At 71.0% G+C, this 25,585-nt stretch carries 24 protein-coding genes and 1 pseudogene; 18 read left to right on the forward strand and 7 right to left on the reverse strand.

The genetic code is table 11. From position 1 onward, the window contains the following. Positions 1–154: 154 nt before the first annotated feature. Complete coding sequence (locus tag TR46_RS32975) at positions 155–1,480, reverse strand: DUF6986 family protein (RefSeq protein ID WP_042409366.1); 1,326 nt, start codon at positions 1,478–1,480, stop codon at positions 155–157. A gap of 129 nt (positions 1,481–1,609) precedes the next feature. Here TR46_RS32975 and TR46_RS32980 point away from each other — a divergent pair, with 129 nt between their 5' ends. Both TR46_RS32980 and TR46_RS32985 read left to right on the forward strand, forming a co-directional pair. After that, complete coding sequence (locus TR46_RS32980; protein WP_084719144.1) at positions 1,610–2,923, forward strand: MFS transporter; 1,314 nt, start codon at positions 1,610–1,612, stop codon at positions 2,921–2,923. A 34-nt stretch (positions 2,924–2,957) separates the two neighbouring features. Further along, complete coding sequence (locus TR46_RS32985) at positions 2,958–3,617, forward strand: class I SAM-dependent DNA methyltransferase (protein WP_042409432.1); 660 nt, start codon at positions 2,958–2,960, stop codon at positions 3,615–3,617. A gap of 104 nt (positions 3,618–3,721) precedes the next feature. On the opposite strand, the pseudogene TR46_RS40320 reads toward TR46_RS32985, so the two are convergent. Beyond that, positions 3,722–3,955, reverse strand: a pseudogene (locus tag TR46_RS40320) (Sir2 family NAD-dependent protein deacetylase); the annotation flags it as partial. Between the two features lie 143 nt (positions 3,956–4,098). Here TR46_RS40320 and TR46_RS32990 point away from each other — a divergent pair. The 9 genes from TR46_RS32990 to TR46_RS33030 all read left to right on the forward strand — a co-directional run bounded on the left by TR46_RS32990 (position 4,099) and on the right by TR46_RS33030 (position 13,525). Next, on the forward strand, positions 4,099–5,205 hold the full coding sequence (locus tag TR46_RS32990; RefSeq protein ID WP_042409368.1) for a cation diffusion facilitator family transporter: 1,107 nt from the start codon (positions 4,099–4,101) through the stop codon (positions 5,203–5,205). Positions 5,206–5,390: 185 nt separating this feature from the next. After that, positions 5,391–6,125, forward strand: a complete 735-nt coding sequence (locus tag TR46_RS38530; protein ID WP_052433311.1) for a hypothetical protein — start codon at positions 5,391–5,393, stop codon at positions 6,123–6,125. A gap of 26 nt (positions 6,126–6,151) precedes the next feature. Further along, positions 6,152–6,772, forward strand: a complete 621-nt coding sequence (locus TR46_RS38535) for a copper chaperone PCu(A)C (protein WP_052433312.1) — start codon at positions 6,152–6,154, stop codon at positions 6,770–6,772. A 430-nt stretch (positions 6,773–7,202) separates the two neighbouring features. Beyond that, on the forward strand, positions 7,203–8,834 hold the full coding sequence (locus TR46_RS33005) for a TROVE domain-containing protein (RefSeq protein WP_042409372.1): 1,632 nt from the start codon (positions 7,203–7,205) through the stop codon (positions 8,832–8,834). 137 nt (positions 8,835–8,971) lie between these two features. Continuing rightward, on the forward strand, positions 8,972–9,613 hold the full coding sequence (locus TR46_RS33010; protein ID WP_042409375.1) for a LysE family translocator: 642 nt from the start codon (positions 8,972–8,974) through the stop codon (positions 9,611–9,613). A 128-nt stretch (positions 9,614–9,741) separates the two neighbouring features. Continuing rightward, positions 9,742–10,680: a serine hydrolase gene (locus TR46_RS33015; protein ID WP_236655628.1), complete on the forward strand. Its 939-nt coding sequence runs from the start codon at positions 9,742–9,744 to the stop codon at positions 10,678–10,680. A gap of 157 nt (positions 10,681–10,837) precedes the next feature. After that, entirely contained in the window at positions 10,838–11,749 is a 912-nt protein-coding gene (locus TR46_RS33020) for an SIS domain-containing protein (protein WP_042409378.1), read from the forward strand. Continuing rightward, complete coding sequence (locus tag TR46_RS33025) at positions 11,749–12,651, forward strand: 1-phosphofructokinase family hexose kinase (RefSeq protein ID WP_042409381.1); 903 nt, start codon at positions 11,749–11,751, stop codon at positions 12,649–12,651. Before TR46_RS33020 ends, TR46_RS33025 begins: the two co-directional genes overlap by 1 nt. A 40-nt stretch (positions 12,652–12,691) precedes the next feature. Beyond that, the gene (locus TR46_RS33030; protein WP_042409385.1) at positions 12,692–13,525 is read left to right on the forward strand and encodes a class II fructose-bisphosphate aldolase; all 834 of its coding nucleotides are present in this window, start codon (positions 12,692–12,694) and stop codon (positions 13,523–13,525) included. A 33-nt stretch (positions 13,526–13,558) separates the two neighbouring features. Here the strand turns inward: TR46_RS33030 and TR46_RS33035 are convergent, their stop codons facing one another. The 3 genes from TR46_RS33035 to TR46_RS33045 form a co-directional block, all read right to left on the reverse strand. After that, the gene (locus TR46_RS33035) at positions 13,559–14,140 is read right to left on the reverse strand and encodes a TetR/AcrR family transcriptional regulator (RefSeq protein WP_042409388.1); all 582 of its coding nucleotides are present in this window, start codon (positions 14,138–14,140) and stop codon (positions 13,559–13,561) included. An 11-nt stretch (positions 14,141–14,151) separates the two neighbouring features. Continuing rightward, on the reverse strand, positions 14,152–15,012 hold the full coding sequence (locus TR46_RS33040) for an alpha/beta fold hydrolase (RefSeq protein ID WP_042409391.1): 861 nt from the start codon (positions 15,010–15,012) through the stop codon (positions 14,152–14,154). 141 nt (positions 15,013–15,153) lie between these two features. Further along, positions 15,154–15,948, reverse strand: coding sequence for a GNAT family N-acetyltransferase (locus tag TR46_RS33045; protein ID WP_042409440.1), 795 nt, complete (start codon positions 15,946–15,948; stop codon positions 15,154–15,156). A gap of 280 nt (positions 15,949–16,228) precedes the next feature. Between TR46_RS33045 and TR46_RS33050 the strand changes: the two genes are divergently transcribed. From TR46_RS33050 to TR46_RS33075, 6 genes are all read left to right on the forward strand, one after another. After that, positions 16,229–17,332 (forward strand): nitric oxide synthase oxygenase, encoded by a 1,104-nt coding sequence (locus tag TR46_RS33050; RefSeq protein ID WP_042409443.1) that lies wholly within the window; start codon positions 16,229–16,231, stop codon positions 17,330–17,332. Positions 17,333–17,725: 393 nt separating this feature from the next. Next, complete coding sequence (locus tag TR46_RS33055; protein WP_042409394.1) at positions 17,726–19,078, forward strand: ABC transporter substrate-binding protein; 1,353 nt, start codon at positions 17,726–17,728, stop codon at positions 19,076–19,078. Beyond that, positions 19,075–20,079 (forward strand): carbohydrate ABC transporter permease, encoded by a 1,005-nt coding sequence (locus TR46_RS33060; RefSeq protein WP_042409396.1) that lies wholly within the window; start codon positions 19,075–19,077, stop codon positions 20,077–20,079. Before TR46_RS33055 ends, TR46_RS33060 begins: the two co-directional genes overlap by 4 nt. Beyond that, positions 20,076–21,011, forward strand: a complete 936-nt coding sequence (locus TR46_RS33065) for a carbohydrate ABC transporter permease (RefSeq protein WP_042409399.1) — start codon at positions 20,076–20,078, stop codon at positions 21,009–21,011. The genes TR46_RS33060 and TR46_RS33065 overlap by 4 nt, the downstream gene beginning before the upstream one ends. A gap of 38 nt (positions 21,012–21,049) precedes the next feature. Then, positions 21,050–21,928: a DeoR/GlpR family DNA-binding transcription regulator gene (locus TR46_RS33070; RefSeq protein ID WP_161790245.1), complete on the forward strand. Its 879-nt coding sequence runs from the start codon at positions 21,050–21,052 to the stop codon at positions 21,926–21,928. Positions 21,929–22,058: 130 nt separating this feature from the next. Further along, entirely contained in the window at positions 22,059–22,730 is a 672-nt protein-coding gene (locus tag TR46_RS33075; protein ID WP_042409400.1) for an MBL fold metallo-hydrolase, read from the forward strand. A gap of 32 nt (positions 22,731–22,762) precedes the next feature. Here the strand turns inward: TR46_RS33075 and TR46_RS33080 are convergent, their stop codons facing one another. Both TR46_RS33080 and TR46_RS33085 read right to left on the reverse strand, forming a co-directional pair. After that, positions 22,763–23,419, reverse strand: a complete 657-nt coding sequence (locus TR46_RS33080) for an SAM-dependent methyltransferase (protein ID WP_042409402.1) — start codon at positions 23,417–23,419, stop codon at positions 22,763–22,765. A 104-nt stretch (positions 23,420–23,523) separates the two neighbouring features. Next, positions 23,524–24,168, reverse strand: a complete 645-nt coding sequence (locus TR46_RS33085) for a TetR/AcrR family transcriptional regulator (protein WP_042409404.1) — start codon at positions 24,166–24,168, stop codon at positions 23,524–23,526. Between the two features lie 238 nt (positions 24,169–24,406). Between TR46_RS33085 and TR46_RS33090 the strand changes: the two genes are divergently transcribed. Then, positions 24,407–25,576: an acyl-CoA dehydrogenase family protein gene (locus TR46_RS33090; RefSeq protein WP_042409408.1), complete on the forward strand. Its 1,170-nt coding sequence runs from the start codon at positions 24,407–24,409 to the stop codon at positions 25,574–25,576. The last annotated feature ends 9 nt before the right edge of the window (positions 25,577–25,585 follow it).

Raw genomic sequence — 25,585 nt, forward strand, 5'->3', positions numbered from 1 at the left:
CCCAAGCCAATTCATCCGCTTTCCCGAAAAACGCCATTCCAAAGAAAGCCCATGCCGTCTGATCAGGAGGTTTGCCGCCACCGCTGTCCGCAGGGCAACCCGCAGAACATTACGGCAGCGGCACCCCCTCGGCAAATCGGCTGCCCCAGCAGCCTCAGCGTCCGGCGAGCCCGTTCAGCTGCCCGCGGTCCAGGCCCGTGGCCTTCTCCACCTCGGCGGTGTCGACCGCTCCGCAGTCGAGGCCTCGCAGCAGGTAGCTGCTCAGGGCCTTGGCGGTGGCCGGCTCGTCCATGACGTCCCCCTCCGTACGGGAGACGTAGGCGCTGAGGCGGGCCGCCGCCTGGTCCAGGCCCTCGCGGTAGAAGGAGTAGACGGCGGCGTAACGCGTCGGCAGATGGCCCGGGTGCATGTCCCAGCCCTGGTAGTAGGCACGCTCCAGCGAGCGGCGGACCAGGCGGTGGTGGAGCTGCCAGGCGTCGCGGACCTGGGCGGCGTCGCCGGTGGGGATGACATTGGTCGAGCCGTCCGACAGGCGCACGCCTGTACCTGCCGCGGCGACCTGCATCACGGCCTTGGCGTGGTCGGCGACGGGGTGCTCCATGCTCTGGTAGGCCGCGCCCACCCCGCACGAGGCGCTGTAGTCGAAGGTGCCGTAATGGAGTCCGGTGGCCCGGCCCTCCGCGGCGTCGATCATGCGGGCCACCGTCGCCCGGCCGTCGGCGCCGAGGATGGACTGGGTGGTCTCGATCTGGATCTCGAAGCCGATTCGGCCGGCCGCGAGCCCTGCCGCCCGCTCGAAGTCCTCGACGAGCCGGACCATCGCGCTGACCTGCTGGGTGTAGGTGACCTTGGGGAGGGTGAGCACCAGCCCCTCCGGCAGACCGCCGCCGCCCCCGCTCGCTGCGAGCAGCTCGGTCAGGAAGAGGTCGAGGGTGCGGATGCCGCGGCGACGGACTGCCGCTTCCATGCACTTCATCCGGATGCCGACGTACGGCGGCGCGGTCCCGTCGGCCACTGCCGCGGCCACCGCCCGGGCCGCGCGCACCGCGGCGGCGTCCTCCTCGGCATCGGGGCGGGCGCCGTAGCCGTCCTCGAAGTCGATGCGGAGGTCTTCGACGGGTTCACGTTCGAGCTTGGCCCGGACCCGGCCGTAGACCTCGTCGGCGAGCCGGTCAGCGGGGCGACCGACGATGTCGGCCAGTGTGGCGGCGTCGGGGGCGTGCCGGTCGAGCAGGGCCAGGGCCTGGCGGCCCCAGTCCGCCACCAGTTCGCCCACCCCCGTCTCTGCGAGGGCGTCGCCCGGGACGTACACGGTGTGGACGGGCTGACGACTGCTCGGCTCGCCCGGGTACCGCAGCGCCAGCTCCGCGTCGACCTCGGCGAGGGCGCCGTCGACCTCTTCCCGCACGGCGCCGGAGAGCGTCGTGCCGTACTGCAGGCCATCCGCCGAGTCCGAGTCCGAGCCCTCATGACGCGCCATCGCGTGGTCCTCCAAGTTTTCAACAGTTTGTTGATGCGACCGTATCCGTGGCACCGGAGGGCGTCAATGGCCGACCGGGCCGTCGATATCCCGTTGACGATCGTCCGCAAGCCGCGCGAGGGTGCGCGGATGCCTGCCGATCCACGCTCCGCCCTCGCGCCGCTCCGGCACCCCGCCTTCCGCCTGCTCGTCGCCGGACGCTGGGTGAACACCCTCGGCAGTGGGGTCGCCCCCATCGCCCTGGCGTTCGCGGTGCTGGACCTCACGGGGTCGGTCAACGACCTCGGGGTGGTCGTGGGTATCCGGTCGCTGTTCAATGTCGTCTTCCTGCTCTTCGGCGGAGTCCTCGCCGACCGGCTCCCCCGGCACCTGGTGATGGTCGGCTCCGGGCTGCTCAGTGGCGCCAGCCAGGCTGCGGTCGCGGCGCTGGTGCTCACCCACTCCGCGACCGTCCCCACCCTGCTCGTGCTCTCCGCCGCGAACGGCACCTTCGCCGCGTTCGCCCTTCCGGCCACCTCGGCCCTCGTTCCGCAGACCGTGCCCGAGGAACTGCGCCAGTCGGCCAATGCGCTCAACCGCATGTTCGGCAACGCCGCACAGATCATCGGAGCCTCCCTCGGCGGAGTGCTGGTGGCCACCGTGGGCGCGGGCTGGGGCCTGGCCGCGGACTCGGCCAGTTTCCTGCTCTCCGCGCTGCTCTTCCAGCGCCTGCGGGTCCCCGGCGGGCCGGCCCGTAGTCCCGAAGGCCGCGGCCTGATCAGCGAACTACGGGAAGGGTGGACCGAGTTCATCGCCCGGACCTGGGTGTGGGTGGTCGTCGTCGCCTTCGGCTTCATCAACGCCGCAGTGGTCGGCGCGACCTCCGTGCTCGGTCCTTCCGTCGCCGACGCGACGTTCGGCCGCTCCTGGTGGGGCGGCGTCCTCGCCGCCCAGACGGCCGGCTTGGTGGTCGGCGGGGTGGTGGCGCTGCGACTTCGTCCGCAGCGGCTGCTCCTGGTGGGCGTGGCCTGCGTGGCCGCCGAGGTGACGCTGCCGCTCGGGCTGGCTCTGCGTGTCCCGGTCTACGCACTCACGGTGGCCGCGTTCCTGTGCGGAATGTGCCTCGAACAGTTCGGCGTCGCCTGGGAGACCTCGCTCCAGCAGGAGATCCCGGCGGACCGGCTCGCCCGGGTCTACTCCTACGACATGGTCGGCTCCTTCGTCGCCATCCCCCTGTCGCAGGTCACGGTCGGTCCGCTGGCATCCGCGTTCGGCGTCCGCGACACCCTGCTCGGCTCGGCCGGGATCATCGCGCTGAGCACGCTGGCCATGCTCGCGGTCCGCGACGTACGGGTCCTGCGCACGGCCCGGCCGGGCCGAACCCTGCACTCCGCAGCCGCAGCCGCAGCCGTCGCGCCGACCGGCGTCCCCTGCCCGCCTGCCGCTCCCCCACCAGCGGTCTGACGAGTTGTCGGACCCGGATACTAGGGTGCCGGCCATGGTCGACTCCCCTTCCCTCCGCCCTTCCCTCCAGGCCACCCGCGACGCCTATGACACCTGGGCTGGCATCTACGCCGAGCAGTTCCGCGACACCCTGCGGGACCGCCCCCTGGAGCGCGCGCTCCTCGCCGCCTTCGCCGAGCTCGTACGCGCCGGCGGCGGGGGTCCGGTCGCGGACCTGGGCTGCGGTCCCGGCCACATCACGGCTCACCTGAGCAGCTTGGGGCTGACGGCGTTCGGCGTCGACGCCTCCCCCGCGATGATCGCCCTGGCTCGCGAGGCCTACCCGGAGCTGCGGTTCGAGCTCGGCTCGATGGCGGCGTTGGAGATCGCGGACGGCGCGCTGGGCGGGGTGCTGTCGCGTTCGTCCATCATCCACACCCCGCCGCAGGACGTCCCGGCGATCCTGGCGGAGTTCCGGCGCGTCCTGGCACCCGGCGGCCACCTGCTGATCAGCCTGTACGCCAGCGAGGGCCCCGCCCACCCGACGCAGGTCTTCGACCACACGGTGACGGCGGCCTACCGCTGGTGGCCGGACCATCTCGCCGACTTGCTGCGCGCCTCGGAGCTGGTGGAGGTCTCCCGACTGATTTTCGAGCCCAAACCGACCGACCGCCGCCAGTTCCGCGAGCTCCATCTGCTCGCCCGCAGAACCTGACGCCGCTCGGTGGAGACCTGACGCTCAGTTGTCCGGCTGTCCCGCCGCCTCGCTGAGCAGTCGCCGGACCAGGGCAGGAACGGCGGTGCCGAGCACCCGCAGCGGCCGGCCTGCTCCAGTTCGGCGAGGGCGCGGTGGGCGACGTTGGGACCGGCCGCGAGCATGCCGACCTCCAGACGCATCTGCCAGGCCTTGCGGCGCACCTCGGGGTCGTCGCGGTAGTCGGCGATGGTGACGAGCTTCTCTGCCTCCGGGTCGCGACGCCACAGGCCGTTGGGGCCCCTATAGTCCGGAATGCCGGAATCCGTGGAGAAGCCGGCTCCGCTGAGGACCGCGATGAGCGGGCGAGTGGTGGCCGTGCTGGAACGTTAGGGCGGGCCCCGGTCGGTCGCGAACGGTTTAGCAGGCCGACGCGCAACACATGAAGGATCTTTCATATGTTCGGGTATCGTGGTGATCGAAGTCGACGGAGGAGGAACCGGTGAGCCCCACCCGCGCGCAGGCGCACCAGCGGCCGGGCCACGGTCGTACCGACGGGGACGCCCACGACCACGACAGCAACCACGCCCACGCCGAGTCGCACGGCCACGGCCCCGGCCACACCGGCCACAGCCACGGCGTGGCCGCGGACGCGGACCGCCGGTATCTGAAGGCCGCGCTCGCGCTGATCGCCGCCTTCATGCTCGGCGAGGTGATCGTCGGCCTGCTGGCGAAGTCGCTGGCGCTGATCTCGGACGCCGGGCACATGCTGACCGACGCCGCCTCGCTGGCGCTGGCCCTGGTGGCCATGGGACTCGCCGCACGCCCCGCCAAGGGCGCGCTCACCTTCGGCTTCAAGCGCGCGGAGATCCTCTCGGCGCAGGCCAACGGGATCACCCTGCTCGGCCTGGGCGCCGTGTTCACCTATGAGGCCGTCCGCCGCCTGGTCAGCCCGCCCTCTGTCGGCGGCGGGACCGTCCTGGTCACCGCACTGGTCGGGATCGTCGTCAACGTCCTGGCCGCCTGGCTGATCTCCCGGGCCAACCGCAGCAGTCTCAATGTCGAGGGCGCCTACCAGCACATCCTCAACGACGCCTGGGCCTTCATCGCCACCGCCCTGGCCGGCCTGGTCGTGATGCTCACCGGCTTCGACCGCGCCGACGCCATCGCGACGCTGGTGGTTGCCGCGCTGATGTTCCACGCCGGCTACGGACTGGTGCGCGAGTCCGGACGGATCTTCCTGGAGGCGGCCCCGGCCGGGCTCGACCCGGATGCGATCGGCACCGAGCTGGCCGCCGTGCCGGGGGTGGTGGAGGTGCACGATCTGCACATCTGGACCATCACGTCCGGCTATCCCGCCCTGTCCGCGCACGTCCTGGTCCGCAGCGACCAGGACTGCCACGCGGTACGGCTCTGCCTGGAGCAGGCGCTGCGCGAGCGCCACCGGATCGAGCACAGCACCCTGCAGGTCGACCACGCCACCCCGGAGCTGCTCCAGCTCGGGAGCCCGGGCACGCCAGGATCCGACGGGCCCTCGGCCGGCCATTGCACCGACCCGCACGGGAGTTCGCATCGTTCTGCCACGGGAACCCCTCCCCAGGCATCGTGACCGACGACTCGGCTCCGTTACCAAGCTGTAATTTTCTTATACCGGTCATATCACCACAAAATAAGATCGTCGTCTCACCTTTCCCCTGCACACTTGCGAGACGCTAAGCAGCCGCACCTACTAACGTGACGCCGCGGGGACCGTACACACTGTTTCCAGGGCATGCCGGAAGCTACTGAGGACCGATGACACAGAAGAAGCCGTCGAACGCCGACCGGCGCCGTATAGCCCAGGCGAAGATCGCCGAGCAGCGCCGCATCGAGGCCCGTCGCCAGCGCAGGGTCACCATCGCCTGGGTCGCGGCCGGAGTGGTCGTCCTCGCCGGTGCGGGCACCGCGGCCACCTTCGCCATCTCCAGCACCAACAAGGACAACGCCAAGGCGGCTGTCGCCAAGCAGGCCTCGGACCCGTCCATCGACAAGAGCGCCAACCTGCTCGCCACCACCGCCGACCAGTCCACCGGTGGCGACGTGGACAGCGTGGTGAAGAGCAACTCGATGGAGACCACGGTCTACCACATCCACGCGCACCTGCAGATCTACGTCAACGGCGTGCAGAAGCTCATCCCGTACGGCATCGGCATCGTGCCGCCGTACTCGCTCAGCGGCTCCGGTTCCTCGGCCTTCGTCAGCGGCGGCAGCAAGTTCTACTTCCTGCACACCCACGACGAGACCGGTGTCGTCCACGTCGAGTCCCCGTCCGAGCGCAAGTACACCCTGGGCAACTTCTTCGACGTCTGGAAGCAGCCGCTGAGCAGCACCCAGGTCGGCCCCAACAAGGGCGTGGTCACCGTCTTCGTGGACGGCAAGAAGTACACCGGCGACCCCGCCGCGATCGTGCTGACCTCCTACGAGAAGATCCAGATCGACGTCGGCACCGTGACCGCGTACAAGGACTTCACCTGGCCCTCGGGCTACTAGGAAGAACCGGCTGGGGAGCATCGCGCATGGACGACGCCGAGGAGCTGGAGCTCGTCGCGCTGGAGCGGGAGGCCGCGCTGCTGGAGGCGCGCGGCCGCCGTCAGCGCGGCGGGGCGGGCAGGCTGCGGCGGCTGCTCCAGCTCCAGGCGCCGGTGCTGGTGGCGATCGCCGTGGTGCTGCTGCTGTGGGGGCGCAGCGCGCCCCAGCCCGCAACCGCGGCCACCGCCGCGTCCTCGCCCGCGCTGATCGGGATGAGCAGCGCGCACCTCGACCCGCCTGCGGCCGGAGCCACCACGCTCTCCGCCTATGTGACCATCCGCAACAACGGCGGGACGCCCGACCGGCTGGTGGGGGCCTCCAGCCCGTGGGCGGGCGCCATCAGTCTCGTGGACGCCTCCTCCCCCGCCGCACTGCCGTGGATCACCGTTCCCGCGCACGGCTCGGTGACGCTGAAGGCGGGTGCGGACCATCTGGCGCTGAGCGGCCTCAAGCGGGTGCCCAAGGCAGGCGACACCATCCAACTGAACCTGAACTTCGCCAACTCCGGCACGGTGTACGTGTTCGCGCCCGTCGGTCCCGCCGACAGCCTGACCGTCCTGGACGTCGTGAACGCGATGAAGTACATGGACAGGCTGCCCCCGCAGTAGCCGGAAAATCAGTGCCGCTCGATGTCCCCGGCCGGGTAGCTTGGACATCGTCCAGGTGCGCAGGTATCGGATACTTCCCTCTGGTGGACGATGTCCGGGTGCGAATCCCGGCCGCTGAGCAACGGTCAGCGGTGGTGTAAGCAGCACACGTACGTTTCCGAGACCGACCTTGATCTCTGGACTGCATTTTTGAAGACTTCCGACTGCACCTCCCGGTGCGAAGGCCCCCGGTTACTTCTCTCTGAAAGAACCGTACCGGCGGCCGCCATTGATCTCGGGAGGACCTGCAACGGGGGTGCCTGGAGCCCGCTCGACCGGGCGCGAACCCGGCCGGCAGCTCAGTGGCAGAGCGCTCGGCACGACAAGCCCGTCACCGACCTCGATCTCGGGCACCCCGCCGCATGTCCTCCTCCTGCCAAGGGGGGCTTTCATGTCCAGGTTCAACACCCGCACCGCCAAGCCGGTCGGCACCTCGCCCGTCGCCGCGACCGGGCAGACCGCTGCCACCCACGAGGGCGGAACCGGTTATGTCCGCGACGCCAGGAGTGAGCTCTTCCTTCTGGCCGTCGCCAACTTCGTCGGCCAGGACACCTTCTACGAGAACGGCGGCGACCGCGACGACCGCTACACCCAGCTCGTCCGCAAGCTCGCCGTCGAGGACCCCGAGTGGACCGCCGGCCTGCTCAAGTGGCTCCGCGCCGACGGCAACATGCGCACCGCGTCCCTGGTGGGCGCCGCCGAGTTCACCCGGGCCCGGCTCGACGCCGCACTGCCGGGCGTGTCCCGCCAGGTGGTCGAGTCGGTACTGCAGCGCCCGGACGAGCCCGGCGAGCTGCTGGCCTACTGGACCGGCCGCTACGGCCGGAGCCTGCCCAAGCCCGTGAAGCGCGGCGTCAGCGACGCCGTCCAGCGTCTCTACGACAGTCGCGCCCTGCTCAAGTACGACACCGCTTCCAAGGGCTACCGCTTCGGCGACGTCCTCGAACTGGTCCATGCCGCACCCCACCCCGACAAGCCCTGGCAGGGCGACCTGTTCAAGCACGCCATCGACCGGCGCCACGGCCGCGACACCGAGATCCCGGCCCGGCTGGGCCCGGTCCGCGCACACGCCCTCCTCAACGGCATCCCGGTCCAGGAGCGGCGGGCCGCCATGCTCGGACAGGGCACCCCGCAGCAGAACGGACTGTTCCGGACCGCCCACCTCACCTGGGAGGGGCTGGCCGGCTGGCTGCAGGGGCCGATGGACGCGCAGGCGTGGGAGGCCGTGATCCCGTCCATGGGCTACATGTCGCTGGTTCGGAACCTGCGCAACTTCGACCAGGCCGGGGTGTCCGACGCGGTCGCCGAGCAGGTGGCGGCGAAGCTGGCCGACCCTGCCGAGGTCGCCCGATCGCGGCAGCTGCCCATGCGGTTCTACTCCGCGTTCAACGCGGCCCCTTCGCTGCGCTGGGGGTGGGCGCTGGAGAAGGCCCTGACCGCGTGCCTCGCCAACATCCCGGTGCTGCCGGGCCGGACCCTGGTCCTGGTGGACACCAGCTCCTCCATGCAGGCCGGCTTCTCCAAGGACGGCACCCTGATGCGCTGGGACGCCGCGGCCCTGTTCGGGATCGCCCTGGGGCAGCGCTGCCGGACTGCCGACGTCGTGTCGTTCTCCTCCGCCCGGTACTACCGCAAGGACAAGCCCGGAGCGAAGGTCAAGGCGTTCCCGCTCGCTGCCGGGGAGTCGCTGCTGAGCGGCGTGAAGCGGTGGAAGGACGGCGGCTGGTTCCTCGGCGGCGGCACCGACACCGCCGCGGCCCTGCGCGCCACCTTCAAGGGCCACGACCGGGTGGTCGTCGTCACCGACGAGCAGGCCGGCGCCGACCCCGTCGAGGTCACCAGGTCGATCCCGGAGGCGGTGCCGATGTACACCTGGAACCTCGCCGGGTACGCGGCCGGCCACGCGCCGTCGGGTGGCCGCAACCGACACGCGTTCGGCGGGCTGACCGATGCCGCGTTCCGGATGGTGCCGCTGCTGGAGGCCGGGGCCCGCGCGGCATGGCCCTGGCTGCATTCCGCCTGACGGACCGTCGTGCGACCGTCCCGTCCAGGCCGGGGTTAAATGCGGTGACTCCTCCACGCCACGCGTTCTACAGTTCCCGCACGCGTGCTCCGCGCGGTGGAGAGCACGGAGCGCATGGACCGAACCGGGGGTCTCCTGTGGTGCCTTTCGACCGGCTGGCCGCGTTCGCCGCGGTGTCGCTGCTGCTGATCGTGATCCCCGGGCCGAGCGTGCTGTTCGTGGTGGGCCGGGCGCTGGCGCACGGGCGGCGTACCGCGCTGCTGTCGGTCCTGGGCAATTCCGTGGGCGCGTTCGTGCTGGTGGTGGCGGTCTCCATGGGTGTCGGCCCGCTGGTGGAGCGTTCGGTGCTGCTGTTCACCGCGCTGAAGCTGGCAGGGGCCTGCTATCTGGTCTTCCTCGGGGCCAAGGCGATCCGGCACCGGGAGTCGCTGCGCGCGGCCTTCGCGGCCGACGCCCCGCCGCCGCGCGGCGGGGCGCGGACCGTGTGGGAGGGGTTCGTCGTGGGTGTGGCCAATCCCAAGACCATGGTGTTCTTCGCCGCCGTGCTGCCGCAGTTCACCGACCGTGGGAACGGCCGGGTGACGCTGCAACTACTGCTGCTCGGCCTCGTGTTCACCGGTATCGCACTGGTGTCGGACAGCTTGTGGGGCCTGGTCGCCTCCACCGCGCGCTCGTGGTTCGCCCGCTCGCCGCGGCGGCTCTCACTGGTCGGCGGGGCCGGTGGGCTGGCCATGATCGGCTTGGGACTGACCGTCGCGGTCACCGGCCGCAAGGACTGACGCCGCGGCAGCGGGGCGGGACGGGCCGTCATCCGACACGCCGTCAGCAGGCAACACGGAAGCGGGAGAATGTGCGCGCACACTGATCACCAGTTCTCCTCATCGGCTTCACAGAAGGGTCCCCGCCTGTGCCCGTACCCCGTACGTCCCGCTCCCGGCGCCTGCTGGCCGCTCTGGTGGGAAGCGCCTCACTCGGCGCCCTGCTGCCACTCGTCGCCGCCGGCCCCGCGGCCGCTGCCTCGCCGCTCTGCACGGCGGCATCGGCCAAGCACGCGCCGCTGGCCGCCAAACTCTCCCGCGACCTGAGATCCGCCCTTTCGGGCCGCACCGACCAGATCGGCTTCGCCGTCTACGACCAGCACACCGGCGTCTTCTGCGGCTACAACGCCTACACCCACTTCGACTCGGCCAGCGTGGTCAAGGCCGCGATCATGGGCACGGTTCTCCGCCGGGCCCAGGAGCAGCACCGCGGGCTCACCGCCTGGGAGACGTCCAACCTCAGGGCGATGATCACCCACTCCGACAACACCGCCGCCAGCAGCCTCTGGAACAGCGTCGGCCGCAGCCGCTTCCAGGCGTTCCTCGACCTGGCCCAGATGCGCAGCACCCGTCCGGGCCCCGGAGACTACTGGGGTCTGACCCAGATCACGGCCCGGGACGAGGTGCATCTGCTGGACGCCTTCACCGACCACCACGACGCCCTCAACGCGACCTGGCGGGCCTATGCGCTGAAGCTGATGTCCCAGGTCACCCCGTCGCAGCGGTGGGGTGTCCCGTACGGTGCGCCGGGCGGGACACAGGTGTCCAACAAGAACGGCTGGCTGCCCCGGGCCACCCACGGCTGGCGGGTGCACAGCATCGGCGCGGTCAACGGCAACGGCCGCGACTACCGGCTGGCCGTACTGACCCAGGACAACGGCACCATGGCCTACGGCGAGACCACCATCCAGCGGATCGCCCTCGCGGTCCACCGCGACCTGGGCGGCTCCGCGACCCGCGCCGCGGCCCTCGCCCCGGGATCGGCGACGGCGACGACGCCGTCCGACGGTTCGGCCCCGGCCCAGTAGGGCATCCCGTCAGCAATACCTCGTCAGAAGCACCCCCGTCCGGCACTGCCGGACGGGGGTGTTCCTGTCTTCGGGCCACGCCTGTATGCTTGTTTTTGCTTGAAACAAGCATTTATTGAGCAGTATCAATCAGCTGTTCTCTCTGGAGAGGGCCCGTATGTCCTGGACCGCGCAAGAGATCGCCTCGCAACCCGACTGCTGGCAGCAGGCCGTCGACCGGCTGCCGGAGTTCGCACCGCTGCTCCCCCGCCACGGCGAGCGGGTCGCCGTGGTCGGCTGCGGCACCTCCTGGTTCCTCGCCCAGGCCTATGCCGCACTGCGCGAGGGTGCGGGCCACGGCGAGACCGACGCCTTCGCCGCCTCCGAGGCCCCGCTGGGCCCCGGCTTCGCCCGCCGCTACGACCGGGTGCTGGCGCTGACCCGCTCCGGCACCACCACCGAGGTGCTCGAACTGCTCAGCGCCGTCCGCGGCACGGTCGCCACCACCGCGATCACCGCGGACCCGGCCACCCCGGTCGTGGAGCTGGCCGACGACCTGGTGGTGCTGGACTTCGCCGACGAGCGCTCGGTGGTGCAGACCCGCTTCCCCACCACCCAACTGCTGCTGCTCCGGGCCCACCTCGGCGAGAGGACCGAGGGTGTGGTCGCCGACGGCGCGACCGCGCTCACCGCGGACATCGCCCCCGAACTGCTGGACGCCGAGCAGATCAGCTTCCTCGGCCGCGGCTGGAGCTACGGCCTGGCCCGCGAGGCGGCGCTGAAGGTCCGTGAGACCGCCGCCTGGTGGACCGAGTCCTACCCGGCCATGGAGTACCGGCACGGGCCGATCAGCGTCGCCCGTTCCGGCCGGGCCGTGTGGAGCCTCGGCGAGCTGCCGGAGGGGCTGGCCGAGCAGGTCGCGGCCACCGGCGCGCACCTGGAGCAGCCGGCCCTGGACCCGGTCGCCGAGCTGGTCCGGGTGCAGCGGCTCGGCGTCGCCCTGGCCGGGAAACTGGGCCGGGACGTGGACAACCCGCAGCACCTGACCCGGTCGGTGGTGCTCGCGGCCGCGCCGGCAGCCGGCGCCTGATGATCGTCACCGTCACCCTCAACGCCGCCCTGGACACCACCTACCGCCTCGACGCGCTCAGGGTCGGCGGGACCAACCGGGTCGCCTCGGTGCGGCAGCGGGCCGGCGGCAAGGGCGTCAACACCGCCCGGGTGCTGGCGGCGCGCGGTCGGTCGGTGCTGGTCGCCGGCCTGGCCGGCGGGCCCGCCGGCCGGTCGCTGCGGGAGGACCTGTGCGCCGCCGGACTGCCGCACCGGCTGACCCCGGTCCGGGGAGCGACCCGGCGCACGGTCGCCGTGGTCGACGACGACGGCGAGGTGACCGGGCTCTGGGAGCCGGGCCCGGAGATCGCCGCCACCGAGTGGCGCCGCTTCGCCGAGCACGACTTCCCGACCGCGCTGGTCGAGGCGGAGGTGCTGGTGCTGTCCGGCAGCCTGCCGCCGGGGGTTCCGGCGGACGCCTACGCGGTGCTGCTGCGCCGCGCCGAACAGCTGGGCGTCCCTGCCGTGCTGGACGCCGACGGGGAGGCCCTGCTGGCCGGCCTGGCCGGGCGGCCCGCGCTGGTGAAGCCCAACGCCGAGGAGGCCCGCCGGGCCACCGGCTGCGCCGACCCGGCCACTGCGGCCGACCGGCTGCGGGGGCTGGGGGCGGCGACGGCGGTGGTCACCGCGGGGGCCGACGGGCTGTTCGGCAGCGCCGAGGGCCTGCGCTGGCACACCCCGGCCCCGCGCCGGATCCGCGGCAACCCGACCGGCGCCGGGGACGCGGCCACCGCCGCCCTGGCCATCGCCCTGGCCGACGGACTGTCCTGGCCCGACGCCACCGCGGACGCCGCGGCGCTGGCCGCAGCGGCCGTGGCGGCGCCGCTCGCGGGCGACTACGACCCGGAGCTGTACCGCGAACTGACACACGCTCAGCCCTGAACCGAACCGAATCAGCAACCCACCCCAGGGGGCCGACCGAATGCCGCTCACACCGACCGCGCAGATACTCCGCACCGCCGAACGCGACGGCTTCGCCGCGGGCGCCTTCAACGTCATCCAGTTGGAGCACGCCGAGGCGATCCTGGCCGGGGCGCAGCAGGCCAAGGCCCCCGTGATCCTCCAGATCAGCGAGAACGCGGTGCGCTACCACGGCGCCCTGGCCCCCATCGCCTCGGCCACGCGGGCAGCGGCACGGGCCTGCCCGGTCCCGGCCGCCCTGCACCTGGACCACGCCACCGGGTTCGGCCTCATCCAGGAGGCCGCGGCCTGCGGATTCGGCTCGGTGATGTTCGACGGTTCCACCCTCCCCTGGGAGGAGAACGTCCGGGCCACCCGGGAGATCACCGACTGGTGCCACGAGCGCGGTCTGCTGGTGGAGGCCGAGCTGGGCGAGATCGGCGGCAAGGACGGCGCACACACCCCGGGCGTGCGCACGGATCCGGACCAGGCGGCCGCGTTCGTCGCCGCCACCGGTGTGGACGCACTGGCGGTCGCGGTGGGCTCCTCGCACGCCATGACGGTGCGTTCGGCGGCGCTGGACCTGCCGCTGATCGCGGCCCTGCGCGCGGCGGTCCCGGTGCCGCTGGTGCTGCACGGCTCCTCGGGCGTCCCCGACCCGGCCATGGCGGCGGCGGTGACGGCGGGCATGCGCAAGGTCAACATCTCCACCCACCTCAACCGCCTCTACACCGAGGCCGTCCGTGAGGCCCTGGCCGCCGACCCGGCCCTGGTCGACCCCCGCCGGTGGCTGGCACCCGCCCGCGAGGTGATGGCCGCCGAGGTGGCCCGTCTACTGGGCGTTCTGTCCCCCTGACACCGACTCCGACTCCGACTCCGACTGCCCCGACTACGACGCAGCCGCCGCCCTACGGGCCAACCCCCCGGCCAGGATCTCGGTGAGAAAGGCGAAGCTGTCGTCCAGGTCGGTGGGGAGCATGTATCCGGAGCCGAGCTCAAGCCCCACGAAGCCGACCACGACGGCCCGCAGCGCCCGCACCGCGTGCACCAGGTCGTCCCCGGCCAGACCGTACCCGCGGACGGTGGCGAAGGCGATCTCCACCAGGTGCCCGGCGGCGGCGTCCAGTTCCCGCTGGTGCTCGCCGCCCGGCGGCGGGCTCTCCAGCAGCGCGTGCCGGTACGGGAACTCCCGCGCGTAGGCCCGGAACGCGGCGAGGAAGGCCCGTAGCGCGTCGTCGCCGGCCAGACCCATCACGGCCGCGCCGATCCTGGCCGCGGCCTCGTCCATGACCCGCAGCGTCATCAGCACCCGGAGGTCCTCCAGGCTGCGCACGTGCTTGTACAGCGAGGGCGGGGCGACCCCGGCGCGCTCCGCGACCGCCTTGAGGGTGAGACCGGTGGGACCCGCACCGTCGAGGACCTCGAGTGCGAAGCTGGTCACGATCTGCGGGGTCAGGCCGGCCCTTGCCATCCGATGGGTCCTCACTTCTCGGCGCTGTGCGACGCTGCCACGAAGGCCGCCCTGTCGAAGGCCAGGATAAGGTCCCTGATCTGCTCCGGGGCGTCCACCTGCGGGTGGTGGCCGCTGCCCTCGACCATCTCGACGGCCGCTCCGAGCTGTTCGCCGACCCACTCGGCCTCCGCCGCGGCGTCGGGGAAGTCGGCGTCGGCCGTCCCCATCGCCACCAGCACCGGGACGCCGGACGCCTTCGCCCGGGGCAGCTCGGCCTCGGCCGGGCCGTGCCCGGCGGCGCACATCCGGGCGTAGACCTTGGTGCGCCCCGGCTCCTTGAGGTTGGCCCTGACCGCGGCCAGGTACTCCGCGTAGTCGGCGGGGCGCTGCGGGAACATCTTGGGCCACCAGGCGAACCAGACCGGGGCCGTCAGCAGCGGACGGGTGATCAGGAAGGTGCCGATCCGGCCGACCAGGGTGGCCGGCGCGTCCCTGACGAACGGCCCGGCGAGCACCGTGCCGCGCAGCAGCTCGGGGCTGTCGGCGAGGACGTGCACGGCGGAGGCGGCGGTGTAGGAGTTGCCGTAGAGCAGCACCGGGCCCGCATCGAGGTGGCGGATCAGCGCGGCCAGGTCGCCGCCGGTGGCGGCGGAGCTGTACTCGTCGAAGCCGGTGTCGGACTCCCCCAGACCGCGGTAGTCGGTGGTGACGACCCGGTAGCCGGCCGCCAGCAGCAGCGGGGTGAGGAAGCGGAAGGTGGCGCGGACGTCCCCCATGCCCGGGGCCAGCAGGACGACCGGGCCGGTGCCCTGGTCGTCGTAGGCGATGCGGCCGGCGCTGCCGTCCGGGCGGGGGATCTCCAGGTGCTGGGTGGGGGCGGTGGTGTTCATGGCTTCCTCGTTCTCTTCGTCGGCTCGTCCTCTTCGCTGGCGAGCTCCGATAGCCATAAAGCTACTCGAATTAGCCAAAGGGCGTCAAGGGTTCCCGGCCTTTCCCCCTCAGCGGCCGTTCCCCTCAGCGGCCGGAGGCTCCTACGGCACCAGCAGATAGGGAGTGGTGCTGCTGAGCACCGCGAAGCCCAGCCGCTCCAGGATCGGACGGCTCATGTCGGAGGCGTCGACCTGCAGATAGCGGTAGCCGGCCGCGGCCGCCTCGCGGGCGCGGTGGGCGACCAGCGCGCGGTAGATGCCCTTGCCGCGCCAGGCCGGCAGGGTGCCTCCGCCCCACAGCCCGGCGAAGCCGGTTCCCGGGTAGAGCTCCATCCGCGCAGCGCACACCGGCTCGCCGTCCGCCAGCACGACGACCATGCTCAGCGTGTCGGGATCGTTCTCCAACCGGGCCAGCAGCCGCTCCCGCAGCCGGTCGGCGCTGCTGCCGAACACCCTGGAGTGCACCTGCACCACCAGCTCCACCCCGGCCGGGTCGACGACCTGCCGCAGCCGGAGCCCCTCCGGAAGCGCGGCGTTCCCCGGCGCGGCATCCGCCAGCAGCCCGGCGGCCGGGGCCACCATCAGCGCCTCGGTCGGCTCCGGCTCGAACCCGGCTGCCAGCAGGCGGTCGCCGAGATCGGCCGGGCCGTCGTGCCCGTACAGCTTCCATTCGAACTCGCGGCCGACCTCCACTGCGCAGGCGGCCTGCTCGGCGATGGCGGCGTCGGCCGTGTCCTCGGTCAGGTCCGACCACAGCACCCCGGTCCAGGCGTCCGGGCCGCCGCCGGTCTGGCGCAGCACGTCTCCGACCCGCTCAACGACGGCGCCGGGGCTGTCGGGGGCGGCCTCCAGCCGCATCCGACGGTCGAACAGGGCGAGTACCTCGGCGTGGTTCATCTCGGCGTGGTTCGTCTCGGTCATGGCCCCATACGACCATCGACCCCGGTCTTCGGCCAACCGCTTTGTCGCAGGTCAGGACCGCGAGGGTGGGTCGTCGGCGGGTCGCCGCCGATCCGCGGGGCAGCCGGGAGCCACGACGGACAGCACCCTAGCCGTTCGCACGGCGCGCCGTGGGGACTATCGCACACTCTCCGCGTCCGTTCGGTCACCTGAGGTACCCATGAGGCGGGAGGGATGTTCCTTGCTGTTCAAACGCACCATTCCATCGCACCACGGGATCGGCCGCCGCCGTCGACCGGCCGCGGCGACCGCCCGACTCAACGCCGCCGAGACGTTCATCAGGCAGTTCGCCGCGGAGAACCCGGGCACGGGCGACCCGGAGCCGCGCTGGCGCGAGGTCCGCAGGGCGATCGAGTCCCACGGGACCTATGAGCACACCACCGAGGAGCTGGCCTTCGGCGCCCGGGTCGCCTGGCGCAACGCCGCCCGCTGCATCGGGCGGCTGTACTGGCGCAGCCTGGTCGTGCGCGACCTGCGGCAGCTGCGGCACCCGGACGACATCGCCGAGCAGAGCTTCGAGCACCTGCGGCTGGCCGGCAACGGCGGCCGGATCCGGCCGGTGATCAGCGTCTTCGCACCGGACCGACCGGGCCGTCCGGCGGCCAGGCTGCTCAGCGAGCAGCTGGTGCGCTACGCCGACGACCCGGCCAGCGCCGGACGCCTGGCCCTGGCCAGGGAGCTGGGCTGGAAGGGCGGCAAGGAGGAGTTCGACCCGCTGCCGCTGCTGGTCCAGGCGGCCCCCGACCGTGCCCCGGAGTACTACGAACTCCCCGACGACGCCGTGCTGGAGGTGCCGCTGCGGCATCCGGAGCACTCCGGCTTCGCCGGGCTCGGGCTGCGCTGGTACGCCGTCCCCGCGGTGTCCGACATGACCCTGGAGATCGGCGGGGTCCGCTACCCGGCGGCGCCGTTCAACGGCTGGTACATGGGGACCGAGATCGGCTCGCGCAACCTCGGCGACAGCGACCGCTACGACCTGCTCCCCTCCGTCGCCGCACTGTTCGGCCTGGACACCGTCAGCGACCGCAGCCTCTGGCGCGACCGGGCCCTCGTCGAGCTCAACCTGGCGGTACTGCACTCGTTCCAGGAGGCCGGCGTCACCATGGCGGACCACCACACCGAGTCCACCCGCTTCCTCGCGCACATCGAACGGGAGCGGCGCAGCGGACGCACCGTGCCCGCCGACTGGAGCTGGATCGTCCCGCCGCTGTCGGGTTCGGCCACCCCGGTCTTCCACCGCACCTACGACCCCCCTGACCAGGGGCTCCGTCCCGCACTGCTGCGCCGTCCGGCCGACGACGCATGGCGGATCCCGGACTGACCGGGCGTCAGCTGGACTGGACCTGCCTCAAACGCGTTGGTGCTTTGTGCGCCAACGCGTTTGATCTTGTTCGTACCTTCATCCCCATTTTGACGCACGATCACCCGTCGGGCACATCACGGTCTCGCAACGCATCCGGAACAGGGCGTTGACGCCTCTGACCAACTGCCGTAGAACTACCCGTGCGGTCGAGACAAGTTTCATCCTGGTGACTTATGTTAGAAATCGATCGGCCTTAACCGGCTGATCAAGTCCGTCGAATTCAGGCAGCTCTCCCCAACTCCCCCCGCCCTTCCTCCACAGTCGCCGCCCGTGAACACAATCACTGTGCGTTTGTGTTCAATTTCGCCTCTCCGCATGTCACCCAGCATTCCCATCACTCATGGAGGCACCATGTCGGACGCAGGGATGTCACCGAGCCGTCGAACCCTGCTCAGGGGATTGGCCGGCGTCGCCGGAATATCGGTCGCGGGCGGGCTGGTCTCTGCCTGCAGCTCCTCGGGTTCGAGCTCCGGTTCGCCCAGCAGCGGCAGCTCGACCGGGGCGTCGGGCTCCTCAGGAGCAGTCAGCGGCACCGTCTCCTTCGGGTCCAACTACTCCGACCCCGGCGTGAAGACCGCCTTCGCCTCGCTGTGCACCGCGGCGACCGCGGCGACCGGAGCGCAGATCAAGATCAACACGGTCGACCACAACACCTTCCAGAACGACATCACCGCCTACCTCCAGGGCACCCCCGACGACCTGTTCACCTGGTTCGCCGGCTACCGCATGCAGTACTTCGCGGCGCAGGGCCTGGCCCAGCCGATCGACGACGTCTGGGCGAAGATCGGCGGCAACTTCAACAGCGCCGCCAAACAGCTCTCCACCGGCCTGGACGGTCACCAGTACCTGGTGCCGATCTACAACTACCCGTGGGTGGTCTTCTACAACAAGAGCGAGTTCGCGGCCAAGGGCTACACCGTCCCCACCACCTGGGACCAGTACATCACGCTGGCCAAGAAGATGAAGACCGACGGGCTCATCCCGCTGGCCTTCGCCGACAAGGACGGCTGGCCCGCCCTGGGCACCTTCGACATCCTCAACATGCGCATCAACGGCTACGACTACCACATCAAGCTGATGAAGCATGAGATCCCGTGGACCGACCCGGGGGTCACCCAGGTCTTCCAGCACTGGGCCGAGATGATGCCCTACATGCAGACCGGCGCCAACGGCCGGATCTGGCAGGACGCGGCGAAGACCCTGGAGCAGAAGCAGGCCGGGATGCTCTACCAGGGCACCAACCAGGTCGCCCAGCAGTACGTCACCGACAAGGCGAACCTCGCGGACCTGGACTTCTTCGTCTTCCCCGAGATCAACCCGACGTACGCCCAGGACTACATGGACGCCCCCACCGACGGCTTCATGCTCAGCAAGAAGGCCAAGAACGTGGACGCCGCCAAGGCGATCCTGGAGTACATCGGCACCGGCGCAGCCGAGGCCGGCTTCCTGAAGACCGACCAGTGGGACGTCGGCCTGGCCCAGGGCCTGTCCGTGCCCAGCTACGACGCCATCCAGAAGAAGTCGGTCACCGAGATCAACAAGTGCAAGGCCGTGGCCCAGTTCATGGACCGCGACTCCGACCCGGCGATGGCGACCGCGATGATCGCCATCATCCAGAAGTTCATCGACGACCCCAGCACCGGCAACATCGCCACCCTGCAGAAGAGTGCTGAGGCCCAGGCGAAGACGATCTACACGTCATGAGTTCTGCGACCGACACGCAGGTTCCGGCAGCGGCGCCCGTCAAGGCCCGCCGCCGCCGGAGCCTGCGCAGGCTCTCCGGACGCGACCGGGTGGTGGTGGGGCTGCTGCTGGGCATCCCCCTGCTGCTCGACCTGGCGTTCGTGTGGTTCCCCGCGCTGGCCACCCTGCTGCTCTCGTTCACCAAGTGGAACGGCGTCGGGAGCCTGCACACCAAGGCCTGCCTGCCCAACGTCCCGTCCATCCTCAACAACGGCTGTCTGTACGGGATCCAGAACTACCACCAGGCCGTCACCGTCTACCCGGAGTTCTGGCCCGCGGTCCGGCACAACCTGATCTGGCTGGGTGTCTTCATCTTCGTGGCCACCCCGCTGGGCATGCTCTTCGCGGTGCTCATCGACCGCGGCATCAAGGGCAGCCGGATGTACCAGAGCATCCTGTTCCTGCCGGTGATGCTGTCGCTGGCGCTGATCGGCATCATCTGGGAGTTCGTCTACTCGCAGAACCTCGGCCTGATCAACACCGTCATCGGCCGCAACGGCAACAGCAACGCCATCGACTGGCTCGGCAACCCGCACCTCAACCTGTGGGCCGTGCTGGTGGAGGCCACCTGGCGACAGGCCGGCTATGTGATGGTGCTCTACCTGGCCGGCCTCAAGGCGGTCGACCCGACGCTGCGCGAGGCCGCGGTCGTGGACGGCGCCAACGCCTGGCAGACCTTCTGGCGGGTGGTCTTCCCGGTGATGCGGCCGATCAACGTGGTCATCATGGTGGTCACCGTCATCGAGTCGCTGCGCGCCTTCGACCTGGTCTACATCACCAACAAGGGCATCAACGGTCTGGAACTGCTCTCGGTACTGGTCACCTCCAACATCGTCGGCGAGACCCAGCGGGTGGGCTTCGGCTCGGCCCTGGGCGTGGTGCTGCTGGTGATCTCCCTGGTGCCCATCTGCATCTTCCTGTTCCAGACGTTCCGCAGTGAGAGCCGTGAGGGGCAGTCATGACCACCGACTCCAGTATTTCGGGGAGCCTCCCCCGGGTCCGGACCGCGCAGCCCAGCGGCACCGGACGCCGCGGCAAGCCGCGGCCCTGGGGGCAGATCGCCTCGCAGCTCTTCCTGATCAGCGCGTCGGTGCTGTGGCTGCTGCCGATCCTGTTCGCGCTCTACATCGCGCTGCGTCCGTACTCGGAGACCACCAAGTACGGCTATGTCTCGCTGCCGCACTCACTGACGCTGAAGAACTTCACGGACGCCTGGAGCACCTCCGGGATGCCGCACTTCTTCTGGAACTCGGTGCTGATCACGGTCCCGGCCGTGGTCATCGTGCTGGCGCTGGCCTCGGGCGTGGCCTTCGTGCTGACCCGGGTGAACGTCAAGATCAATGTGGCGCTGCTGATCGTGTTCACGGCCGGCAATCTGCTGCCGCAGCAGGTCATCATCACCCCGCTGTACCGGTTGTACCTGCTCATCCCGCTGCCGTCGTTCCTCAGCGACAGCGGCCTGATGTACAACTCGATCACGGGCCTGGTCGTCGTCAACGTCTCCTTCCAACTGGGCTTCTGCGTCTTCGTGCTGAGCAACTACATGAAGTCGATCCCGGAGGAGATGTACGAGGCGGCGCTGGTCGACGGGGCCGGCCTGTGGACCCGCTTCTGGCGGCTGACGGTACCGCTGTGCCGTCCGGCGCTGGCGGCCCTGGCGACCCTGCTGACGACCTGGATCTACAACGACTTCTTCTGGGCCATCACCCTGATGTCGTCCGGCGACAAACGCCCGGTCACCTCGGCCCTGGCCAACCTCCAGGGCCAGTTCGTCAGCAACCAGAACCTGATCGCGGCGGCGGCCATGATCGCTGCCGTGCCCACCCTGGTGGTCTACGTCCTGCTGCAGAAGCAGTTCATCGCGGGGCTCTCGCTCGGTTCGAGCAAGGGTTGACCCGGGTCGCCGCGCGCGATGCCGCCGCCGCGGCAAGGGTGACCGCCACCGCCACGGGCCGGGTGGCCGCCGCGCCCGATGCCACCACCCCGGGCGGGACCACCACCAGAGCCGTTACCGAATGCGACGGGGGGCGGAAGGTGCTGCCCAGGCAGCGTCAAGGAGCGATCCTGGACGAGCTCCGTGCCAGGGGGGAGGTGGACATCGGCGCGCTGGCCCTGCGGCTCGGCGTGTCGGAGGCCACGGTGCGCCGGGACCTCGGCGTACTGGCCCGTCAGGGCCACCCGGTACCGCTGCGCCGTACCACCGCACCCACCCCCCGGCCCACCCCGAGCGGAACGGCCCGTCCCCAGGCCGAGCAGGAGGCCATCGCCGCGGCGGCGGCCGGGCGGGCCCGGCCGGACATGACCATCGGCCTGTCCGGCGGGGCCGCCGTCCAGAAGCTCGCCGTCCACCTGCGGGAGCTCCCCGGCCTCACCGTGGTCACCAACTCGCTGGTCACCGCCACCATCCTGACCCGCTCCGGGCGCGGCCGGGCCCGTCCCACGGTGATCCTCACCGGCGGCTACCGCACCCCCGACAACGACCTGCTGCACGGTCCGGTCTCCGCGCTGGTGCTCCGCAGCATGCGGCTCGAACTGGCCTTCCTGGACTGCGCGGGCCTGGACGGCCCGAACGGCGCCAGCACCGACTCGCTGGCCGACAGCGACACCCGCCGCGCCCTGGTCCAGGCCGCCGCCCACACCTGTGTCCTGGCCACCGCCGCCCAGTGCGGCCGCACCGCCCTAAGCGTCTTCGCCGGACCCGACGAGATCGACTTCGTCGTCACCGCCTCATCGGGCGCCCCCTCCCCCGCCCAACGCGCCGTCCTCCGCCAGGCCAGAGGCGCCCTCTGCGTCGACCTGGGCGTGAGCTGACCCACCGTCGGCTCTCGGCTCCACCGCAGGGCGTCCCGCTCCTTCGGCGGGTTCGATCGCATCCTGTCCGGCTGGTGAGCCGTCAGCGAACGATGGCACGGCGACGGGCCGGGACTCGCAGGCTCGGAGCATGGACATCGTCGAGGTACTGCCGAGACTGCGTATGCTCCGCTTCCCTGTGGGAGCGGCCTACCTGTGGCGGGACGGCCGCGAGTTGACCCTGATCGACACCGGGACGGCCGACTGCGCCGCGGAGATCGAAGAGGCGCTGGACGGCGAACTGCGTCGGATCGTCCTGACGCACTGGCACGAGGACCACACCGGCTCAGCGGCCGCGCTGGCCGCACGGCACGGGGCGGAGGTGGTGGCGCACCGGCTGGATGCTCCCGTGATCCGCGGACACGTGGCGGGGGCTCCGGCGGTGCTTGAGGAGTTCGAGATACCGATCAGGGCAGCGCTTCCGCCGCTGCCCCCGGCCGCACCGTGTCGGGTGGACCGGGAGGTGGAGCAAGGCGAGGTGCTGGAGTTCGGAGGCGGAGCCGTCGTGGTCGGCGTCCCCGGGCACACGGACGGCTCGATCGCGCTGCATCTGCCCGAGACGAGGGTTCTGTTCACCGGCGATGCGGTCGCCAACGTCGGCCGAACCATGCTGGGCGTCTTCAACACCGACCGCGCCAAGGCCGTCAAGTCGCTGCACCGACTGGCGGACCTGGCGGTCGAAACCGTGCTCTTCGGGCATGGCGACCCGATCGTCCACGGCGCAGCGTTCGCCCTGCGGCGAGCGGCCTCGGCAGCCGAGTGACGCAGTCAGCGTCCCATCCGCCGGCCTAACGGTCAGTCGGGCAGTCGGCGGAGTTTGAGGGTGTTGTCGGTGTGGCCGACCACGGTGCCGTCCGGGGCGGTGCGGATGTTCTCGTGCTCCTCGCAGACCAGGGTCTCCCACTTGTCGGCCGGCAGGGCCAGCGCGGCGAGGACCTCTTCGGGGCTGGGGAGGTGTACCTCGGGGTGGTGGTTGTGCTCCCAGTTGGCGACGCCGGAGTGGCCGACGATCAGCAGCACCCCGCCCGGGGCGACCGCCCCCGCTGCCGAGCGCAGGATCCGTTCGCGGGGCATGGTGTCGCCGCGCGAGTGAAGGTACTGGGCGGAGACCAGGTCGAAGCTGCCGGTGGGGAACGACGCTCCGAGGTCGTGCAGTTGCCAGTCGATCCGGTCGGCGACGCCGGCCACAGTGCCCTGCTCGGCCGCGCGGCCGAGCGCCACCTGGGAGATGTCGGTGGCGGTGACCTGCCAGCCCTGCCGGGCGAGCCAGATGGCGTCGGCGCCCTCGCCGCAGCCCAGGTCCAGGGCGCGCCCAGGGGTCAGCCCGGCCACCTCCTTGACCAGCGCGGCGTTGGGGTTGCCGCTCCAGATCCGGTGGTTCTCCTGGTAGCGGGCGTCCCAGAAGGCTGCGTCGGATTCGCGCTGCGGTTCGCTCTTCAGGTCGTCGGTCATAGGGGTGTCCTCCACGGGGCGGGTGCCGGGCTGCGGCGTTCCATGCGATCGTGCGCCCGTGCCGCGCCCGAGGACAAACCCTCATGCCCGCTCAGCAACAAAAGTCATCGCCCCTGGGCGTTCCGCGCATACTGCAGCGACAGCCCCTCCACCAGGGCGCCGAGGCCGGTCTCGAAGGCGCCCTCGTCGATGCTGCGGCGGTGCTCGGCCAGCAGGTGGGCCTGGTCCAGGTGCGGGTAGTCGGCGGCGTAGATCCGCTGGTCGTCCACGAAGCCGCCGGCGAAAGAGCCCAGGGCGGAGCCGAAGACCAGGTAGCGCATCAGGGCGCCGATCCGGGTGGCGTCCCCGCGCGGCCAGCCGGCGTCGACCAGTCCGCCGAAGACCGCGTCGGCCAGGCGCAGCGCGTTGGCGCGCCGCCCGGGGCCCTGGGCCAGCACCGGGACCAGGTTGGGGTGGGCGACCAGCGCGGCCCGGTAGCTGCGGGCCCAGCGGGCCAGGGCGTCGGCCCAGGTCTCCTTGTCGACATCGGCCCACATCGACAGGTCGACTTCGCCCAGCACCTCGTCCACCACGGCGTCGAGCAGTGCGTCCTTGGTGGCGAAGTGGTTGTAGAGCGACGGACCGCTGACGCCGAGCACGGCGGCCAGCCTGCGGGTGGAGAGCGCGGCCAGCCCCTCCGTGTCGACCAGCTCCAGTGCGGCCGCGACGATGCGGTCGCGGCTCAGCAGTGGGTTGCGCGGGCGGGCCACGACGCGCCTCCGTTTCTTCGGCGTTCCCGGGCCGGGCACTTTCCAACAGGCCCCGGATCGGGTTAGAGTCCAAAAACTTGCAGCGCTAGTTTAACCAGACACTCCGACAGTGTCCGTTCGCCTCACACCCACTCCCCAGGGGTCTCGTGGGGTTCGGGGGGCGCTCCCCGAAGAGTTGGAGCATTGGCAGGATGCAGCGCTGTGCCAACCATGTCCCACCCGTCTCCTGAGGACCATCGTGAATCTGGAGCTCAACGAGGAGCAGGCCGCCGTCCGCGAGCTCGCGGCCGGCTTCGTCAACCGAGAGATCGTCCCGCACGCCGCGGCTTGGGACCGGGCCGAGCAGGTGGACCGCGGCATCGTGAAGAAGCTCGGGGCACTCGGCTTCCTCGGCCTGACCATCCCCGAGGAGTACGGCGGCTCCGGCGGCGACTACCTCTCCTACGTCCTGGTCACCGAGGAGCTCGGTCGCGGCGACTCCTCCGTGCGCGGGCTGATGTCGGTGTCGCTGGGCCTGGTCACCAAGTCGATCAATGCCTACGGCTCCGAGGAGCAGAAGCGCCGATGGCTGCCCCGGCTGTGCGCCGGCGAGGCGCTGGGCTGCTTCGCGCTGACCGAGCCCGGCACCGGGTCGGACGCCGGCAACCTCAGCACCAGGGCCGTGCGGGACGGCGAGAGCGGCGACTGGGTGCTCAACGGCGCCAAGATGTTCATCACCAACGGCACCTGGGCCGAGGTCGCCCTGGTCTTCGCGCGCACCGGCGGCGACGACCCCGCACAGGCCGGGCACCGCGGTGTCAGCGCCTTCCTGGTCCCCACCGACACCCCCGGGCTGACCCGCACCACCATCCACGGCAAGCTCGGCCTGCGCGGCCAGCCCACCGCCGAGCTGGCCTTCGAGGACGTCCGGGTGCCGCACAGCGCCATGCTGGGCGAGGAGGGCAAGGGTTTCGCGGTCGCCATGGCCGCCCTGGCCAAGGGCCGGATGTCGGTGGCGGCCGGCTGCGTCGGCCTCATCCAGGCCTCGCTGGACGCGGCCGTCGCCTACGCCACCCAGCGAGAGCAGTTCGGCAAGCCGATCGCCGCGCACCAGCTGGTCCAGGAGATGCTCGCCGACATCAAGGTCGAACTGGACGCCGCGCGGCTGCTGACCTGGCGGGTCGCCGACCTCATCGAGCGCGGACTGCCGTTCCGCGCCGAGGGGTCCGTCGCCAAGCTGTACGCCTCCGAGGCCGCGGTGAAGGCGGCCAACACCGCCCTCCAGGTCTACGGCGGCTACGGCTTCGTCGACGAGTACCCGGTCGGCAAGTTCGTCCGCGACGCCCGGGTGATGACCCTGTACGAGGGCACCAGCCAGATCCAGAAGCTGCTCATCGGCCGGGAGCTGACCGGCATCAACGCATTCTGAAGGAGTCCG

This window comes from Streptacidiphilus carbonis, from assembly GCF_000787775.1.
Taxonomy (GTDB): Bacteria; Actinomycetota; Actinomycetes; order Streptomycetales; family Streptomycetaceae; genus Streptacidiphilus; species Streptacidiphilus carbonis.

Coding starts and splice junctions, on each gene's coding strand:
- TR46_RS33030 (WP_042409385.1), top strand. CDS start 12,692: ATGCCGCTCACACCGACCGCGCAGATACTCCGCACCGCCGAACGCGAC.
- TR46_RS33020 (WP_042409378.1), top strand. CDS start 10,838: ATGTCCTGGACCGCGCAAGAGATCGCCTCGCAACCCGACTGCTGGCAG.
- TR46_RS33025 (WP_042409381.1), top strand. CDS start 11,749: ATGATCGTCACCGTCACCCTCAACGCCGCCCTGGACACCACCTACCGC.
- TR46_RS32985 (WP_042409432.1), top strand. CDS start 2,958: ATGGTCGACTCCCCTTCCCTCCGCCCTTCCCTCCAGGCCACCCGCGAC.
- TR46_RS33075 (WP_042409400.1), top strand. CDS start 22,059: ATGGACATCGTCGAGGTACTGCCGAGACTGCGTATGCTCCGCTTCCCT.
- TR46_RS33055 (WP_042409394.1), top strand. CDS start 17,726: ATGTCGGACGCAGGGATGTCACCGAGCCGTCGAACCCTGCTCAGGGGA.
- TR46_RS33040 (WP_042409391.1), bottom strand. CDS start 15,012: ATGAACACCACCGCCCCCACCCAGCACCTGGAGATCCCCCGCCCGGAC.
- TR46_RS33060 (WP_042409396.1), top strand. CDS start 19,075: ATGAGTTCTGCGACCGACACGCAGGTTCCGGCAGCGGCGCCCGTCAAG.
- TR46_RS33005 (WP_042409372.1), top strand. CDS start 7,203: ATGTCCAGGTTCAACACCCGCACCGCCAAGCCGGTCGGCACCTCGCCC.
- TR46_RS33035 (WP_042409388.1), bottom strand. CDS start 14,140: ATGGCAAGGGCCGGCCTGACCCCGCAGATCGTGACCAGCTTCGCACTC.
- TR46_RS33080 (WP_042409402.1), bottom strand. CDS start 23,419: ATGACCGACGACCTGAAGAGCGAACCGCAGCGCGAATCCGACGCAGCC.
- TR46_RS32980 (WP_084719144.1), top strand. CDS start 1,610: ATGCCTGCCGATCCACGCTCCGCCCTCGCGCCGCTCCGGCACCCCGCC.
- TR46_RS33045 (WP_042409440.1), bottom strand. CDS start 15,948: ATGAACCACGCCGAGGTACTCGCCCTGTTCGACCGTCGGATGCGGCTG.
- TR46_RS33065 (WP_042409399.1), top strand. CDS start 20,076: ATGACCACCGACTCCAGTATTTCGGGGAGCCTCCCCCGGGTCCGGACC.
- TR46_RS38530 (WP_052433311.1), top strand. CDS start 5,391: ATGACACAGAAGAAGCCGTCGAACGCCGACCGGCGCCGTATAGCCCAG.
- TR46_RS32975 (WP_042409366.1), bottom strand. CDS start 1,480: ATGGCGCGTCATGAGGGCTCGGACTCGGACTCGGCGGATGGCCTGCAG.
- TR46_RS38535 (WP_052433312.1), top strand. CDS start 6,152: ATGGACGACGCCGAGGAGCTGGAGCTCGTCGCGCTGGAGCGGGAGGCC.